Origin of the sequence: Amycolatopsis sp. lyj-90, from assembly GCF_046549035.1 — a bacterium.
Classification (GTDB): domain Bacteria; phylum Actinomycetota; class Actinomycetes; order Mycobacteriales; family Pseudonocardiaceae; genus Amycolatopsis.
Map to the genome: position 1 here is coordinate 1 of NZ_JAJPWP010000005.1, position 15054 is coordinate 15054.

15 protein-coding genes are annotated in these 15054 nt (G+C 68.6%); 5 read left to right on the forward strand and 10 right to left on the reverse strand.

Annotated elements, in window-relative coordinates:
* On the forward strand, positions 1-446 hold a 446-nt coding region (locus tag ACLJPX_RS19245), incomplete at its 5' end, for an IS30 family transposase (protein ID WP_410601339.1).
* Between the two features lie 58 nt (positions 447-504).
* On the opposite strand, the gene ACLJPX_RS19250 is transcribed toward ACLJPX_RS19245, so the two are convergent.
* From ACLJPX_RS19250 to purD, 7 genes are all read right to left on the reverse strand, one after another.
* Entirely contained in the window at positions 505-1620 is a 1116-nt protein-coding gene (locus ACLJPX_RS19250) for a transglycosylase SLT domain-containing protein (RefSeq protein WP_410601340.1), read from the reverse strand.
* A gap of 45 nt (positions 1621-1665) precedes the next feature.
* On the reverse strand, positions 1666-1983 hold the full coding sequence (locus ACLJPX_RS19255; RefSeq protein WP_076156274.1) for a hypothetical protein: 318 nt from the start codon (positions 1981-1983) through the stop codon (positions 1666-1668).
* Positions 1984-2179: 196 nt separating this feature from the next.
* On the reverse strand, positions 2180-2950 hold the full coding sequence (locus ACLJPX_RS19260; protein ID WP_101611312.1) for an ESX secretion-associated protein EspG: 771 nt from the start codon (positions 2948-2950) through the stop codon (positions 2180-2182).
* A 4-nt stretch (positions 2951-2954) separates the two neighbouring features.
* Complete coding sequence (locus ACLJPX_RS19265; RefSeq protein WP_410601341.1) at positions 2955-4631, reverse strand: hypothetical protein; 1677 nt, start codon at positions 4629-4631, stop codon at positions 2955-2957.
* A 10-nt stretch (positions 4632-4641) separates the two neighbouring features.
* Positions 4642-5283: a DUF3558 domain-containing protein gene (locus ACLJPX_RS19270; RefSeq protein ID WP_410601342.1), complete on the reverse strand. Its 642-nt coding sequence runs from the start codon at positions 5281-5283 to the stop codon at positions 4642-4644.
* The gene (locus ACLJPX_RS19275; RefSeq protein WP_020632344.1) at positions 5234-5620 is read right to left on the reverse strand and encodes a type VII secretion target; all 387 of its coding nucleotides are present in this window, start codon (positions 5618-5620) and stop codon (positions 5234-5236) included. Before ACLJPX_RS19275 ends, ACLJPX_RS19270 begins: the two co-directional genes overlap by 50 nt.
* Before the next feature lie 130 nt (positions 5621-5750).
* Complete coding sequence (gene purD, locus ACLJPX_RS19280; RefSeq protein WP_101611315.1) at positions 5751-7013, reverse strand: phosphoribosylamine--glycine ligase; 1263 nt, start codon at positions 7011-7013, stop codon at positions 5751-5753.
* A 176-nt stretch (positions 7014-7189) separates the two neighbouring features.
* On the opposite strand from purD, the gene ACLJPX_RS19285 reads away from it, so the two are divergent.
* A complete protein-coding gene (locus ACLJPX_RS19285) occupies positions 7190-8308 on the forward strand; it encodes a glycerophosphodiester phosphodiesterase (protein ID WP_410601343.1) in 1119 nt (372 codons plus the stop codon).
* A gap of 174 nt (positions 8309-8482) precedes the next feature.
* Positions 8483-10021, forward strand: coding sequence for an amino acid permease (locus tag ACLJPX_RS19290; protein WP_410601344.1), 1539 nt, complete (start codon positions 8483-8485; stop codon positions 10019-10021).
* Here the strand turns inward: ACLJPX_RS19290 and ACLJPX_RS19295 are convergent.
* Together ACLJPX_RS19295 and ACLJPX_RS19300 are read right to left on the reverse strand one after the other, a co-directional pair.
* Complete coding sequence (locus tag ACLJPX_RS19295) at positions 10005-11222, reverse strand: MFS transporter (RefSeq protein WP_410601345.1); 1218 nt, start codon at positions 11220-11222, stop codon at positions 10005-10007. The two genes, ACLJPX_RS19290 and ACLJPX_RS19295, sit on opposite strands and share 17 nt — an antisense overlap.
* Positions 11223-11302: 80 nt before the next feature.
* Complete coding sequence (locus ACLJPX_RS19300; RefSeq protein WP_410601346.1) at positions 11303-12238, reverse strand: LLM class F420-dependent oxidoreductase; 936 nt, start codon at positions 12236-12238, stop codon at positions 11303-11305.
* A 122-nt stretch (positions 12239-12360) separates the two neighbouring features.
* Between ACLJPX_RS19300 and ACLJPX_RS19305 the strand changes: the two genes are divergently transcribed.
* Positions 12361-12855 (forward strand): OsmC family protein, encoded by a 495-nt coding sequence (locus ACLJPX_RS19305; protein ID WP_101611319.1) that lies wholly within the window; start codon positions 12361-12363, stop codon positions 12853-12855.
* Between the two features lie 98 nt (positions 12856-12953).
* Here ACLJPX_RS19305 and ACLJPX_RS19310 read toward each other — a convergent pair whose 3' ends face one another.
* A complete protein-coding gene (locus tag ACLJPX_RS19310) occupies positions 12954-14240 on the reverse strand; it encodes an adenylosuccinate synthase (protein ID WP_101611320.1) in 1287 nt (428 codons plus the stop codon).
* A gap of 54 nt (positions 14241-14294) precedes the next feature.
* Here ACLJPX_RS19310 and ACLJPX_RS19315 point away from each other — a divergent pair, with 54 nt between their 5' ends.
* Positions 14295-14975 carry a hypothetical protein gene (locus ACLJPX_RS19315; protein WP_410601348.1) on the forward strand — a complete coding sequence of 227 codons (681 nt, stop codon included), beginning with the start codon at positions 14295-14297 and terminating at the stop codon, positions 14973-14975.
* Positions 14976-15054 lie beyond the last annotated feature (79 nt).

The window sequence follows — 15054 nt, forward strand, 5'->3', positions numbered from 1 at the left end:
AAGGCGATCTGATCATGGGCAAGGACAATCGTTCGGCGATCGGGACCCTGGTCGAGCGCACGACCAGGTTCTGCCTGCTGCTGCACCTGCCCGGCGGGAAAGACGCCGCCACCGTCGCCGACGAGATGATCAAGACGATTCAGCGGTTGCCCGCCGAGCTGCGCCGGTCACTGGCCTGGGACCAGGGCACCGAAATGGCCCAGCACGCCCGGATCACCCTGGCCACCGACCTCGACATCTACTTCTGCGACCCGCACGCCCCCTGGCAACGAGGCTCGAACGAGAACACCAACGGCCTGCTCCGCCAGTACTTCCCCAAAGGCATCGACCTCGCCACGCACAGCCGGGAAGACCTTGCGAGGGTGGCCGCCGAACTCAACGGCCGCCCCCGCAAAACCCTCGACTGGGACACCCCAGCCGAACGACTCAACAAGCTACTGTCCTAACAGGAGCATGTTGCGACGATCGCATGAATCCACCCCGTCCTTAACACTCACGAGGTCTTTAGTAGCCCTGGTACCCGCCGCCACCGGCCATCGACTTCAGACCCGGGTGTCCTTCGAAACCGCCGTACCGCGAGAACGTGTACCGCACGCCCGCGATGATGTTGTCGATCGGGTTGTAGATGTCGTCGTGCCCCGGAAGCTTGTGCGCGTTGAAGGTCGGGTCGATGCACTGCATCAGGCCCTTGGACGGAGTGCCCTTCGCCGCGTTGGAGTCCCAGTTGTTGATGGCGTTGGGGTTACCGCCGGACTCCTTCTCGATGATCGTCCAGATCTTGTTGATGTCGGCTTCGGTCACCGGGATACCGGCCGCCTGCAGGATCTTGATGGCTTCCTGAATCCACTGCTGGACGTTGCCCGGCGGGGTCGTCGACGGCGGACCGCCACTCGACCCGAGGCCACCGCCCCCACCGCCACCGCCGCCGCCCCCTCCACCGCCACCTCCGGTATGGAGACCGCCGGTGCGCTTGGGGACGGAGCCGTCCTTGCCGGGCATCGGGACCTTGGAGTAGCCGCCGCCCTCCACGTCCTTCTTCATCAGCTCTTGGGACTTTTTGATCAGTCCGTCCGCCTGGGTCAGCAGTCCGCCGATGGATTCGACGGCTCCGCTCGCCGTATTCAGGTTGGCGGCGTTGGCCGCCGTGATGATCTGGTCGGCGCTCGGGTTCGGCGGCTGCACCTTCTTGTCCGGATTCGCGGCGTCAGCGGCTTGCTGACGAGCCGCCGCGACCTTCGGGTTCTCCGTGTTGATGCACTTCTGGATCGCGTCGTGCGCCGTCTTGTTGGCGTCCTCGATCTTGCCCTTGATGTCGCTCAGTTGGACCTGGAGTTCGCCCAGGTCCTTGCTGATTTCGTCCAGGTGCCCTTTGACGCGATCCCCGGCAGAGGTGATCTGCTTCACGTAGTCGAAAAAGGCGTCGGCCGCGGGCCCTTTCCAGACGCCACCGTTCAACGCGTCGGTGGACGATTTCAGTGAGGCGCTGTGGTCACCGGCCTGCGACGCGGCGGCATGGAATTGGTCCGCGGCCTTCTGAATGGCCTCCGGCTTGATGCCCTCGACCTGCTTCGCCTTCTCGACGACCTGCGGCCAGTTCGGCGGGAAATCAATATCGCCCATAACGCCCCCTAGGAATCAGGCCCCCCAGGGCCGTCTTTCGCGTGCTCACTGCTTGCCGTGCTCGTGCAGCTTGAGATTGTCGACGTGCACGGCTTCGGTCTCCTGGATCAGCCCGGCGGCCTTGCGCAGCACGAAGGCGGTCGCCTCCATCAGCTTCCCCGCGGAATCGAACTCGTTGTGCACGCCGTCCTTGAAGGAGCCCACAGCGCCGTGGACGTCACCCGAACCGCCCATCGTGCCGAACGGGCTTTCCTTCTCGTCGTCGACGCCGGTGACCTGCTTCTTGGACTTCTCGAACTCGTCCTTGAGCTTCTCCACCTGACCGGCGGCGATCCCCATCGACTCCGGGTCGTACACAGGCACGGTTCGTCATCCCCTTCAGCGCAACACGGAAACTTGTGTCCGCCCGATCTGACGCTCCGGAGATCAGGACGGTTCCCGCGCATACTGTAAGACCTCGACAGCGGGCCGTGTGCGTTTCCACGCCGACTTCCACCCCGCCGGTATCGACTTCTCGAAACGACTGAATCGGGGTGAACGTCATCAAGCCGGACGTAACTCAGAAATCGGCGACTTCCCGGATCCGCGTCGCCAGCAGGTGGTTGTCCGCCGGGGTGATGGTGGCCCAATCCCGTCCGTCCCGGTTCCGCGCGACCTGGAACAGGTACCGTCCCGCGTCCGTGTCGTAGAAGGCGACCACGCTGTCCGCGCGGCGAGGGCGGCCGTCCCGGCCCGCGCGTTCGATGCCGAACTGCCCGCGTGCCTCCTGGCCGAGCAGCATGCCCGCCACCTCTTGGGCCTGCCAGAGGGGGACGTCGAGGTCTTCCAGGGCGGTGACCATCGCTTTCGCGTCGCCGCGAGCGGCGGCATCGGCGTCGCGGAGGACGTCGTGCGGGATGCTGATCGACTGGCCGACGCCGGGGCCCAGATCGCCCGCGACCGAGACCGCGGCCTCGGCGAGTGAGCTTTCGCGGGCGGGGATCAGCCACACCTGGCCGGAGTCGATCACGCCGAGCAAGGCCTGGTTGCCGACGCTGACCGCCTGGCCCTTGATCTCGCGATCGGTCCACACCCAGACGTCGATCGCGAACCGGGGGTGCGCGAACAGGTTCAGCATGTCGACCAGTTCGCCCGACGCCTGGTGCCCCCGCGCGAGGCCTCGCTCGCGCAGGGATTCCCAGGCCTCTTCGATCAGTGCCGCCCGCTCCGTATGGGTCGTTCCGGGGCTCGGCACGTCGAGTGCGACATGGCGGCGGGGCAGCCGTTCGGCTTCCCAGAGCATTTCGAACTCGAGTGCGGACAGCACCAGGCTGCCGTTGTCGTTCGGCACAGGTTCAGCGCGCTTCCCGGTTGCCGTGGTCACCGATCACGTCGGGCGACACCATGCGCTCGTCGGTGAACAGGTCCTTGTCGTCGACGCCGTAACGCCTGATGTGCTCGGCGTCCTCTTCGACGTCCTGAGTGGCCGCGCGTTCCATGAACTTCGACTCGGTCTTCGGCTGCTTCGCGCCGATCTTCTCCGAACGCCGCATGGCCTCCTCTTCGGGAAGCTCGCCGATCGGCAGCTGACGGGTCGGCTTCACGACGCCGCCGCCTTCCTGACGAGAGCGGCGGTCACGTTCCTTGTCGCCGCTCAGCGCACCACCCGCGACACCGGCGCCGAGCGCGGCCGCACCGGCGCCCAGGTCGCCCGCGGCCGGGCCGGTGATCTTCGGGACGGCGGGGAAGCCGCGGCCGGACTCGTTGCCGGCGGCCAGTGGCGCCTGCGGTCCGGCGCCGACCGAACGGCCCTTGCCGAGGGCCTGGTCTCCACCACCCTGGCCACCGCCGACACCGAAGACGCCGGGACCGGAGCTGGAGCCGGGGCCCTTGCCGAGGGCGCCGTCGATACCGGGGCCGGTGCCGAACGATTTGCCCGGCGGCAGCGAGGACGTCGAGCTGTTGCCCGGCGGCAGGCTTCCGGTGGACTGGCCCGGCGGGACGTTCGTGGAGCCGGGAGGCAGGTTCGGCGCACCCGGCGGGATGAACGGCGGCGAGGCTGGCGAGCCGGTGATCGGGTACGACGGCCTGCCCGGTTCGGGCTGCGGGGAGGGCCGGTTCGGCGTCACCCAGCCGCTGCCCGGGGCGGGCGCGGGCCTCGAAGTGCCGGACGGCGTGGTCGGGGCGGCGGCCGCGGGGGCAGTGGCACCGCCATGAGGCACCGAGGAGCCGGTCTTCCGGGCCGGAGGGTTGCCGACGGCGACACCGTAGGCCGGGGTCGGCGCGTCGTACGACGGCGACTTCGGGTTGCTGACGGGCTGCACGACCGGCGGCACGTACTTCGACTCGACGGCGGCCGACGCGGGCCGCACGCTGCCGTCCGGGGTCAGATCCGTGGCCGTGCCCGCGAGGTCGAGCGTGCCCGAACCGCCGCCCGTTCCGGCGACGGTCGTGTTCTGGGTCAGGTTCATCGTCTGCGGATCGGCCAGCGTGTCGGTCGTCAGCAGGTTCTCACCGCTCGTCTTGGCGTAGTCGTTCAACGCCTCCTGCGCCTGCGCCCGCGCGTTGTTCGCGGCGCTGACGCTCTTGGCGTGGTCGGTCTCGAACCCGATGAGGCTCAGCACGACGTCGCCGAGGGTCAAGCCGCCCGCGCCCTTCCGGACCACTTCCGGGTCGGGAAGCTTGTGCAGCGTCCGGTTGAAGGCCTCACCCTGGGCGAAGATCATCTCCGCGGAGTGCGAGACCTTCGAGTTCGCGTCCTGGGAGAAGCCCGCCTGCTCGGTGAACACCTGGCCTGCGGCGCCACCCGCCTCGCTCTGCCATTCCACGCCGAGCTTGCCCAGCTCGTCGCGCAGCGTCTTGTCGGTGTCGGCGAGCGCGGACGCGACGGACTTCAGCGCGTCGACGGCGATGCCGATGCTGCCGGTGCCGTCGCCGCTGCGGAAGCGCTCGATCTCGGTCGCGATCCCGGTGTCGGTGTAGCCGTCGAACCGGAGATCGCGGAGCTTGCCCGCGAGGTCGGAAACGTTCACGGCGCCCTCCCTAGTTGCGTGCTTTCAAGGTCTGCAAAGCCAGATCGGCCGCCTGCGCGGACATCTCGCACAGTTGCGGCATGGTGAACGCGCCGGCGGTGACGGTGACGGCCCGCACCGCCAGCGTCTGTCCCCGGGCGACACCGACGAGCGTTTCGCAATCGCCCGGTTTCCCGGCGTCGCGGTAGCTCGTGACGGCGGGAAACCCGCCGACCGCCTTCGGTTCCGTCGTCATGCTGTTCTTGCGGCGCTTGCCCGTGAACCACTCTTCGACGTCCGCGGTGACCGTGCGGACGTAGTAGGTGTGGAAGGGCTCCGCGGCGTCCGCGTCGAAGACACAGGTCGGGCCGTCGATCGGTTCCGCGGCCGCGCGCGGCTTGCTGTTGATCTTGAGCTGGTCGAGCTGCGGTGCGGTGACCAGGGCACACGGATCGACACCCTGCAAGCTCAGTTCGGCGGGCCTGGCGGGTAGCGCGGACGCCTTGGCGCCCTGCGTGGCCGAAGCCAGCGCCGGTTCGTCGGGGAAAGCCTGCCCACCCGTGTCCGTGGCGCATCCGGCCAGCACGAGGGTGAGCACCCCACCGGAGACCAGCACGCGAGGCCTACGCCCGGTGTACACCACGGTCCCCGAACGCGGCGGCCTTGTCCGCATCACTGGTCTTGTACTCCTTGGCCGCCGTGCGGAGCTGGTTGACCAGGCCTCGCAGACCGGCCACGTAGGCCTTGACCTGCGCGGCGTACGACTGGTCGCCGTCGGCCACCAGCTCGTTCCAGACACTGGTCGAGTGCACGCTCACGGTGTCGTTGGCCGGGGTGTCGATGCGCAGCTGGTCCAGCCGGGTCAGAAGCTTGTCCTGCAGCGCGTCGACCTGCTCTTCGACGATCTTCGCCACTTCGAGCAGCTTCGACGGATCCACTCTGATGTCGGCCACCGACGGCGGCGTCGGGACCGCCGACGTGAGGTCCTGGATCTTGCCCGATGCTGCCATTCCCCACCCCTTGATACGCACGGTGACCGTCCGTCCCGTCGAGGCTACCAACGCCGATGTATCGCGCGCCTAAGCTTCACAGGAAATACCGGGTTAGACGCACTCGCGACCGGGACGGTTCCGCCCGAATTCAGGAGACCGGGGTGGCGATCTCTCCCTTGGCGGCGAGCAGGGCGATGTCGGTGCGGTGGTGCGAGCCGGCCAGGTGGACCTTCTCGACCGTCGCGTAGGCGTCCTTGCGGGCGGCCTTCAGGTTCTTGCCGGTGCCGACGACCGACAGCACGCGGCCGCCGGAGGAGACCACGGCGCCGTCGTCGCGGCGGCGGGTCCCGGCGTGGAGCACGCCTTCGATCTCGCCACCGGTGATGACGTCACCGGTCCTCGGCTTGCCGGGGTAGCCGTCGGCGGCGAGCACGACGGTGACCGCCGCGCCCGAGTCCCAGTCCAGCGGCGGCAGGTCGGCGAGCTTGCCGGTCGCCGTCGCGTGGAGGACCTGGCCGAGCGGGCTGCGCAGCAGCGCCAGGACGACCTGGGTCTCCGGGTCACCGAAGCGGCAGTTGAACTCGATGACCTGCGGGCCTTCGGAAGTCAGCGCGAGACCGGCGTAGAGCAGGCCGGAGAAGGTGGCGCCGCGGTTGTCGAGTTCGTCGACCACGGGCTGGACGATCCGCTCGACGACGTCGTCGACCAGATCCTTCGGCGCCCACGGCAGCGGCGCGTACGCACCCATGCCGCCGGTGTTCGGACCGGCGTCGCCGTCGCCGACGCGCTTGAAGTCCTGCGCGGGCAGCATCGGGACGACCGTGCGGCCGTCGACGAAGCAGAAGAGAGAGGCCTCCGGGCCATCCAAAAAGGACTCCAGGAGCACGGGGTGACCGCCGTCGAGCAGCATGAGGGCGTGCTTGCGCGCGACGTCGACGTCCGTGGTGACCACGACGCCCTTGCCCGCGGCGAGGCCGTCATCCTTGACGACCCAGGTGGGGCCGAAGCGGCTGAGCGCGGCGTCCAGGCGGGCCGGGTTGTCGACGACCTCACAGTGCGCTGTCGGCACCTTCGCGACGGCCATGACGTCCTTCGCGAACGCCTTCGAGCCCTCGATCCTGGCCGCGGACGCGGACGGGCCGAAGCAGGCGATGCCCGCCTTCCGGACCGCGTCGGCGACACCCGCCACCAGCGGGACCTCGGGACCGACCACCACCAGGTCCGCCTGCCACTGCTTGGCCAGGGCGGAGACCGATTCGGGATCGGCCGCGTCGACACCGAGCTGCTCGGCCACCGAGGAGGTGCCGGCGTTGCCCGGGGCACAGGCCAGTGCGGTGACGGAAGGGTCTTCCGCGACCGCGAGGACAAGTGCATGCTCACGGGCGCCGGACCCGATTACCAGTACGCGCACGACGCACAGGGTAACCGTGCCGGTGAGCCCCGAACACGTCGCCGTCCTCGAGCGGGTGGTTCCATCCGGCGTTCACCCGGCGGTCAGCGCTCCGCCGGTCCGTCTTCGCCGTCCGGACGCCTCCTGCGTCAAGGGTGGCGCGGTACCCCGAGTTCAAGCGAAAGAGGTTACCCACCATGCGAAAGCGCCTGGGCGTGCTCGCCCTGTCCGGTCTCGCCGTACTCAGCGTCACAGGGCTGGCCGGCGCCGCCGAGCCGGGTGCCCAAGATGTGTCGGCACAGGCCAGGGGTCACGATGGGCCGGTGATCGTCGGACACCGCGGCGCGCCGGGCTACCGCCCGGAGCACACGCTCGCCTCGTATGAGCTCGCCTACCGCCAGGGCGTCGACTGGGTCGACGTCGACCTCGTGCCCACCAAGGACGGCCAGCTGGTCGCCCGGCACGAGAACGAGATCGGCGGGACCACCGATGTCGCGAAGCACCCCGAGTTCGCGAACCGGAAGACGACCAAGGTCATCGACGGCGCGTCGTTCACCGGCTGGTTCACCGAGGACTTCACCCTCGCCGAGCTGAAGACGCTGCGCGCGACCGAGCGGATCCCGCAGCTGCGGCCGAACAACAAGATCTACGACGGCCGGTACCGGATCGCCACCTACCAGGAGGTGCTCGACCTGACGCGCCGGCTGGGCCGCGAACTGCGCCGCGAGCTGGGGACCTACCCGGAGATCAAGCACTCGACGTACTTCTCCTCGATCAAGAACCCGACCGAGCCGAAGCTGGTCGAGCTGCTCAAGCGCAACGGGCTCAACCACCCGAAGGCGCCGGTGATCATCCAGTCGTTCGAGGTGTCGAACCTGATCGCGCTCTCGCGTCAGGTCCGGGTGCCGCTGCTGCAGCTGACCTCGGCGACCGGCGCTCCGGCCGACTTCGTCGCGAAGGGCGACCCGCGGACGTACGCCGACCTCGTCACCCCGGCGGGCCTGAAGGAGATCTCGAAGTACGCGGACTACCTGGGCCCGGAGAAGGCGCAGGTCATCCCGGTGGTGAACGGGGCGCTGGGCGCGCCGACCAAACTCGTCGCCGACGCGCACCAGGCCGGGCTGAAGGTCGGGCCGTACACGTTCCGCAACGAGAACAACTTCCTCCCGCAGAACCTGCGCTCGTCGGCGAACCTCGCCGAGTACGGCGACGCGTTCGCCGAGCAGGAGGCGTTCCTCAAGGCGGGTGTCGACGGGTACTTCGCCGACCACCCGGACACGGCGCTGGAGGCCGTGAAGGCGTTCCGGGGGCGCTGAGCCTCACCTGAAGCGCTAGGAAAGGCCCGTTCCTTGCAAAATTTGCAAGGAACGGGCCTTTCCTAGCGTCCGGGGGGATGGGTTTCTTGACGGGACCTTGACATGCGCAGGTCGGCGGGCCTAATTTCGGCGGATCTCAATGGTCTGTCCGCATACCTTTTAAGTGGGTGCCCGATGGATGTCTCAGATAAGCAGGCCGCCGAACCCGCCGACGAAGACAGTGCCCGGCTCCACCAACTCGGCTACGCGCAGGAACTCCGGCGCACGATGTCGACCTTCTCCAACTTCGCGGTCTCGTTCACGATCATCTCGATCCTCTCCGGCTGCCTGACCCTCTACGGGTTCGGCATGAAGACCGGCGGTCCCGCCGCGATGATCTGGGGCTGGCCGCTGGTCGGGCTGTTCGTCATCCTGGTCGGGCTGGGCATGGCCGAGGTCTGCTCCAGCTATCCGACCGCGGGCGGGCTCTACTACTGGGCCGCGAAGCTCGCCCCGCGCAACGGCGCGGCGTGGGCGTGGTTCACCGGCTGGTTCAACCTCATCGGGCAGATCGCGGTCACCGCGGGCATCGACTTCGGCGCGGCGCTGTTCCTCAATGCCTTCCTCGACCTGCAGTTCGGCTTCGAGGCGACGCCGGGCAACACGATCCTGCTGCTGGCGATCATCCTGGTGGTCCACGGCCTGCTGAACACCTTCGGCGTCAAGATCGTGGCGCTGCTGAACACCGTCAGCGTGTGGTGGCATCTCGCGGGCGTGCTGGTCATCGTCGGGGTGCTGGTCATCGTGCCCGAGAAGCATCAGGACGCGTCGTTCGTCTTCGGTGAGTTCGTGAACAACACGGGCTGGGCGTCACCGGTCTACGTCTTCTTACTGGGCCTGCTGCTCGCGCAGTACACACTCACCGGCTACGACGCCTCGGCCCATATGACCGAAGAGACCAAGAACGCGGCGAAGGCCGGGCCTCGCGGGATCGTCAACTCGATCCTCGTCTCCCTGGTCGCGGGCTGGATCCTGCTCATCGGTCTCACCTTCGCCATCCAGGACTACGAGGGCGCCGCCGGTTCCGAGACCGGGGTGCCGCCCGCGCAGATCTTCATCGACGCGACCGGCGCGACGACCGGCAAGTTCCTCTTGCTGATCTGCATCGGCGCGCAGCTGTTCTGCGGGATGGCGTCGGTGACCGCGAACTCGCGGATGATCTACGCCTTCGCCCGCGACGGCGCGATCCCGGGTTCGAGCTTCTGGCACCGCATCAACAAGCGCACCCAGACACCGACCAACGCGGTGTGGCTGGCCGCGGGCGGCGCGCTCCTGCTCGCCCTGCCGTATCTGTGGAGCGCGACCGCCTACGCGGCGGTGACCTCGATCGCGGTCGTCGGCCTTTACGTGGCCTACGTGATCCCGGTGTTCCTGCGGGTGCGCAAGGGCGACGACTTCGAACCCGGACCGTGGAACCTCGGCCGCTGGGGCAAGCTCGTCGGGACCATCGCGACCGTCTGGGTGTGCTTCATCTTCGTGCTGTTCATGCTCCCGCAGGGCTCGCCGATCACCATCGACAGTTTCAACTACACGCCGATCGCCTTCCTCGTCGTCCTCGGTGGTGCGGCCGTGTGGTGGTTCGCCTCGGCACGCAAGTGGTTCACCGGCCCCAAGGTGCAGGGTTCTGAGGCGGAGCTCGCCGCCGTGGAGAAGGAACTCAAGGAACTGGGCTGACGGCCTCCTGGGTGCGACCGGCGCGAACTCCGGTCACCGCGGCCGCACCCAGGACGCCCACGGCGGCGAAGGCGTAGAAGCCCCACGGGTACGCGATCCCGGCGCTCAGCAGCGCGCCGCCGAGGATCGGCCCGCAGATCGCGCCGATACGGCCGACGCCCGCCGCCCAGCCGATCCCGGTGGCGCGCATCGCGTCCGGATACGTCTTGCCGATGTACGCGTACACGAGCACCTGCGCGCTGAACACGAATCCGCCGGTGAGGAACACGGCCACGTACAGACCGGCCGCGGGCAGCTTCACGCTCAGCAGCGCCAGGAACACCCCCGCGCCGAGGAACCAGGCGATCACCGACGGCCGCACGCCGACCTTGTCCGCCACCCGCCCCGCGATGAGCAGGCCGACCACGCCGCCGAGGTTCAGCGTGAGCAGCAGTCCGAGCGCCGCGCCGAGCGGGTACCCGGCCTGGCGCATGATCTCCGGCAGCCAGGTGTTGAGCCCGTAGACCAGCAGCAGGCCCATGAACGACGTCACCCAGAACGCGATGGTGGCCCGCAGCAGGCCGCCGCGGAACAGCCCGCCGACCACCTGCGTCGCCGACTTCTCCTGGGTCTCCCGCACTCGCTCGAACGACTCGGACTCCGGCAGGTACTTGATCATCAGCGGCACCAGCACGAACGCGGGCAGCGCGCCGGCGACGAACATCGCGCGCCAGCCGAGCGGCTGGATCAGCCAGATCCCCAAGAGCGCCGTGAGCACCGCTCCGACGTGGTAGCCGGTCATCACCGTGGTGGTCGCGCTGCCGCCCTTTTCCTTGCGGGCGTACTCGGTGACCAGCGCGATCGCCGTCGGGAGACAACCGCCCAGGCCGAGCCCGGCGAGGAAGCGGAACAGCCCGAAGAAGAACGCCGAGGGCGCGATCGCGCAGAGCGCGGTGCACACGGAGAAGGCCGCGACCGCGATGATCAGCGCCTTCCGGCGGCCGATGACGTCGGTGATCGTGCCGATCGCCATCGCGCCGATCATCATGCCGATCAGGCCGAACGTCGAGATGACCGAGGCCGTGCCCGGCGTCAGCCCCCAGACGTGGTCACGGAGCAGTGCGGGCAGCACCGTACCCAGGACGACCAGGTCGAATCCGTCGAGCAGGACCGCCGTCCAGGCGAGCGGTACCACCCACGAACGGGCCGCGACAGGGGACATGGGAACCTCCAGCTTGTTCGCTATGCGCACGAGTATGCACAATACGAACGCTGTGAGCAAGGCCACTGGACCCCTGGATGTCAGCTCTTCACGAGATCCCCCAGGGCACGCCAGGTGCGGAGCCGCTCCTCGGAGTTGCGGATGCCGCTCTGGGTCGCGACGACCTCGGTCGCCCCGGCGTCGAAGTACCGGCGGATCTCGGCGGCGACGGTCTCTTCGTCCCCGGCGATCACCAGCTCCCCGGCGGAATCCACCCCCTGGGCGTCGAAGACCGCGCGGTAGGACGGGATGTCGCGGAAGAACGCGTACTGCTTGTCGACGATGGCGCGGATGGCGTCGGGCTCATCGGTCACGACGACCGGGACCATCGCGATGACCCGCGGCGCCGGACGTCCCGCGGCCGCCTTGGTGATCTCCGGGACGATCAGCTCCGAGAGCGCCTTCGGCCCGGCGAGGAACGGGATCGTGCCGTCGGCGAGTTCGCCGGTGACGCGCAGCGCCTGCCGTCCCATCGCGGCGATGATCAGCGGGATGTCCGAAGATCCCGCGACCGAGAGCGAAGCCGCGAAGCCCTTGGCGTGCGCGCTGACCGTCTCACCCTCGAAGTCGACTTCGGCGCCTTCGAGCACTTGCCGGAGGATCGTGAGGTACTCGCGCAGGTGCTTGATCGGCGACGGGTACTCGATGCCGTACGCCGGTTCGAGCCAGTTCTTCGCGCCGGTTCCGAGGCCGAGCGCGAACCGGCCGCCGGTGGCGGCCTGCGCCGTCTGCGCGAGGCCGGTGATCAGCAGCGGATGTCGCGGATAGATCGGGACGACGCCGGTCCCGACGGCGATCCCCGGCACGGCGCGGCCCGCGAGGGCGGCGACGGTGATCGCGTCGTGCTCCATCTGCTGGGAGAACCAGGCGGACGTCAGCCCGGCGTCGGCGGCCTGCTGGGTCTGCGTGACGAGTTCGTCGACGATGTTGACGGCGTTCGCGGTGTCCCCGGACGGGAGTGCCACTCCGATGGTCATGTTCAACGCTAACCGCGGTGTCGAAAGGATATTTCGCCGTTCACCAGCTGAGATCACGCGCGCGGTTTCGCGCGTTGCCGCACCCTGGGCGACGTCCGACACCTCGATCCTGGAGAGACCCGATGTCGCTGACCGATGTCATCGAAGGAACCAAGACCGCCGTCGACGCCGACCCGCGCAACGCCGCCGTCTCGTTCAGCGTCGCCAACGCGCTGAACCCCGGAACCGCGACGCAGGTGGACGTGCGGGTGCGCGACCACGCGTTCACCGTCGACGAGCCGGCAGCGCTCGGCGGGGGCGACACCGCGGCCAACCCGGTCGAATACGCGCTCGCCGCGCTGGGCTCGTGCCAGGTGATCACTTACCAGTTCTGGGCGGCGAAGCTCGGTGTGCCGCTCGAAGGCGTGAAGGTGACCGTGGACGGCGACATCGACCTGCACGGCTTCTTCGGGTTCTCGTCGACCCGGCCGGGCTTCGGGGACGTGCGCGTTTCGGTCGAGCTGAGCGGGCCGGCGGGGGCGGAAGCCTACGAGGACCTGAAGCGGCAGGTGGACGAGCACTGCCCGGTGCTGGACCTGTTCCGGAACGAGACTCCGGTGAAGACCTCGCTCGCCTGAGGTTTGGGGAGCCGGGAGTGCTATGAAAGGCCCGTTACTTGCAAATTTTGCAAGTAACGGGCCTTTCATAGCGCGCTTGAGAGCACTCAGAGGACCGGTCAGACGAACTCGTGGCGCACGATCGTCTGCTCCCGGCCCGGGCCGACGCCGATCGCCGAGATCCGCGCGCCCGAAAGCTCCTCGAGCCGCTCGACGTACGCCCGCGCGTTCGCCGGGAGCTCTTCGAAGGTGCGGCAGCCCGAGATGTCCTCGAACCAGCCCGGCAGCTCTTCGTAGATCGGCAGCGCGTGGTGCACGTCGGTCTGCGTCATCGGCATGTCGTAGGTGCGGAACCCGTCGACCTCGTAGCCGACGCACACCGGCACCTTCTCCAGCCCGGACAGCACGTCCAGCTTGGTGAGGAAGTAGTCGGTGATGCCGTTGACCCGCACCGCGTAGCGCGCGATGACGGCGTCGAACCAGCCGGTGCGCCGCGAGCGGCCGGTGGTGACGCCGAACTCGCCGCCCTGCTTGCGCAGGTACTCGCCGGACTCGTCGTCCAGCTCGGTCGGGAACGGGCCGGAGCCGACGCGGGTCGTGTAGGCCTTGAGGATGCCCAGCACGGTGGTGATCTTGCCCGGGCCGATGCCCGAACCCGCGCTCGCGCCGCCGGACGTCGGGTTCGACGACGTCACGAACGGGTAGGTGCCGTGGTCGACGTCGAGCAGGGTGCCCTGCGAGCCTTCGAGCAGCACGATCTCGCCGCGTTCGAGGGCCTGGTTGAGCTGCAGGCGCGTGTCGGCGATGCGGTGCGCGAACTTCTCGCCCGCGGCCAGCACCTCGTCGGCGACCTGGTCGGCGTCGAGCGCCTTGCGGTTGTAGACCTTCACCAGCACCTGGTTCTTGAACTCCAGGGCCGACTCGACCTTCTGCCGGAAGATCTTCTCGTCCAGCAGGTCCTGCACGCGGACGCCGACGCGGGCGATCTTGTCCTGGTAGCAGGGGCCGATGCCGCGGCCGGTGGTGCCGATCTTGCGGCTGCCGAGGTAACGCTCGGTGACCTTATCGATCTCCACGTGGTACGGCATGATCAAATGCGCGTCGGCGGAGATCAGCAGCTTGCTGGTGTCGACGTCGCGTTCCTCGAGCCCGGCGAGCTCGTCGAGGAGCACGCCCGGGTCGATCACGACGCCGTTGCCGATGACGTTGGTGACGCCCGGCGTGAGGATCCCCGACGGGATCAGGTGCAGTGCGAAGTTCTGCCCGTCGGGAAGGACTACGGTGTGGCCCGCGTTGTTACCGCCTTGGTAACGCACGATCCACTGGACGCGGTCGCCGAGCAGGTCGGTGGCCTTGCCCTTGCCCTCGTCCCCCCATTGGGCCCCGATCAGCACGATGGCCGGCATGTGACACTCCAGGTGTTCGGCGACTTGTGGTTTGGCGCTGGTAAATGCCGGTGCATGAGCGTAACGGAGGGCCTTCGGGTGCGCGGAATAGTGGTGGTCTGTCCAGAGGGCGAGCCCACACTCCCGGAGATCGACGACGTCGAAATGGTGCGTGTCCCGAGCCGCCCCGGCAAGGCGGATATCGACCCCTTGCTGGGGGAACACGATCACCTGGTGGTCGTGGGCACCGACGCCGACCTCGCGGCCGTCGCGCTTCGGCTGTTACGAAAAGAACAGCTCTCCGGCGTGTCGCTCGGCTTCGTGCCCGCCTCCCCCGCCTCGGACGTCGCCCGCATCTGGGACCTGCCGACCCAGCCGTTGCGCGCCCTCGCGCTCGCGTTGCGCGGCGAGGTCGACCCGGTGCCGCTGATCCGCGACGACACCGGCGGCGTGCTCGTCGGCCGCGGCGTGGTCGGCATGGTGCGCGGGGTGGCCTACTGCGACGAGCACACCGTCCTGCGCGGGCCAGCCCGCTCGATCGAGGTCGAGCCGGACACGAGCGGCCCCGGGCTGATGGTCCGGGTGACCAAGGGGACGCTGTTCAAACGGCCGTCGACGCAGCACGCGCGGGCGTTCCAGCTCGGCTGCATCCCGACCCGGCCGAGCAGCGACGGCGTCGTCCACCCGCGTGCGATGAGCAAGTGGACCTGGTACCGGCACACCGAGGACCTCCGGCTGGTCCGCGGGCTGCTGTAGGCCGTTCGGCCCAGAACGATCCGCTGGACTTTCCGAAACTTTTTCGGCGGGTGTACACCGAGTCCTGCCTGCTCGCGAC

Excerpts from the sequence above, each read along its gene's own strand:
- ACLJPX_RS19250 (WP_410601340.1), bottom strand. The coding sequence starts at position 1,620 with ATGGGCGATATTGATTTCCCGCCGAACTGGCCGCAGGTCGTCGAGAAG.
- ACLJPX_RS19270 (WP_410601342.1), bottom strand. The coding sequence starts at position 5,283 with ATGCGGACAAGGCCGCCGCGTTCGGGGACCGTGGTGTACACCGGGCGT.
- ACLJPX_RS19275 (WP_020632344.1), bottom strand. The coding sequence starts at position 5,620 with ATGGCAGCATCGGGCAAGATCCAGGACCTCACGTCGGCGGTCCCGACG.
- ACLJPX_RS19285 (WP_410601343.1), top strand. The coding sequence starts at position 7,190 with ATGCGAAAGCGCCTGGGCGTGCTCGCCCTGTCCGGTCTCGCCGTACTC.
- ACLJPX_RS19290 (WP_410601344.1), top strand. The coding sequence starts at position 8,483 with ATGGATGTCTCAGATAAGCAGGCCGCCGAACCCGCCGACGAAGACAGT.
- ACLJPX_RS19295 (WP_410601345.1), bottom strand. The coding sequence starts at position 11,222 with ATGTCCCCTGTCGCGGCCCGTTCGTGGGTGGTACCGCTCGCCTGGACG.
- ACLJPX_RS19300 (WP_410601346.1), bottom strand. The coding sequence starts at position 12,238 with ATGACCATCGGAGTGGCACTCCCGTCCGGGGACACCGCGAACGCCGTC.
- ACLJPX_RS19305 (WP_101611319.1), top strand. The coding sequence starts at position 12,361 with ATGTCGCTGACCGATGTCATCGAAGGAACCAAGACCGCCGTCGACGCC.
- ACLJPX_RS19310 (WP_101611320.1), bottom strand. The coding sequence starts at position 14,240 with ATGCCGGCCATCGTGCTGATCGGGGCCCAATGGGGGGACGAGGGCAAG.
- ACLJPX_RS19315 (WP_410601348.1), top strand. The coding sequence starts at position 14,295 with ATGAGCGTAACGGAGGGCCTTCGGGTGCGCGGAATAGTGGTGGTCTGT.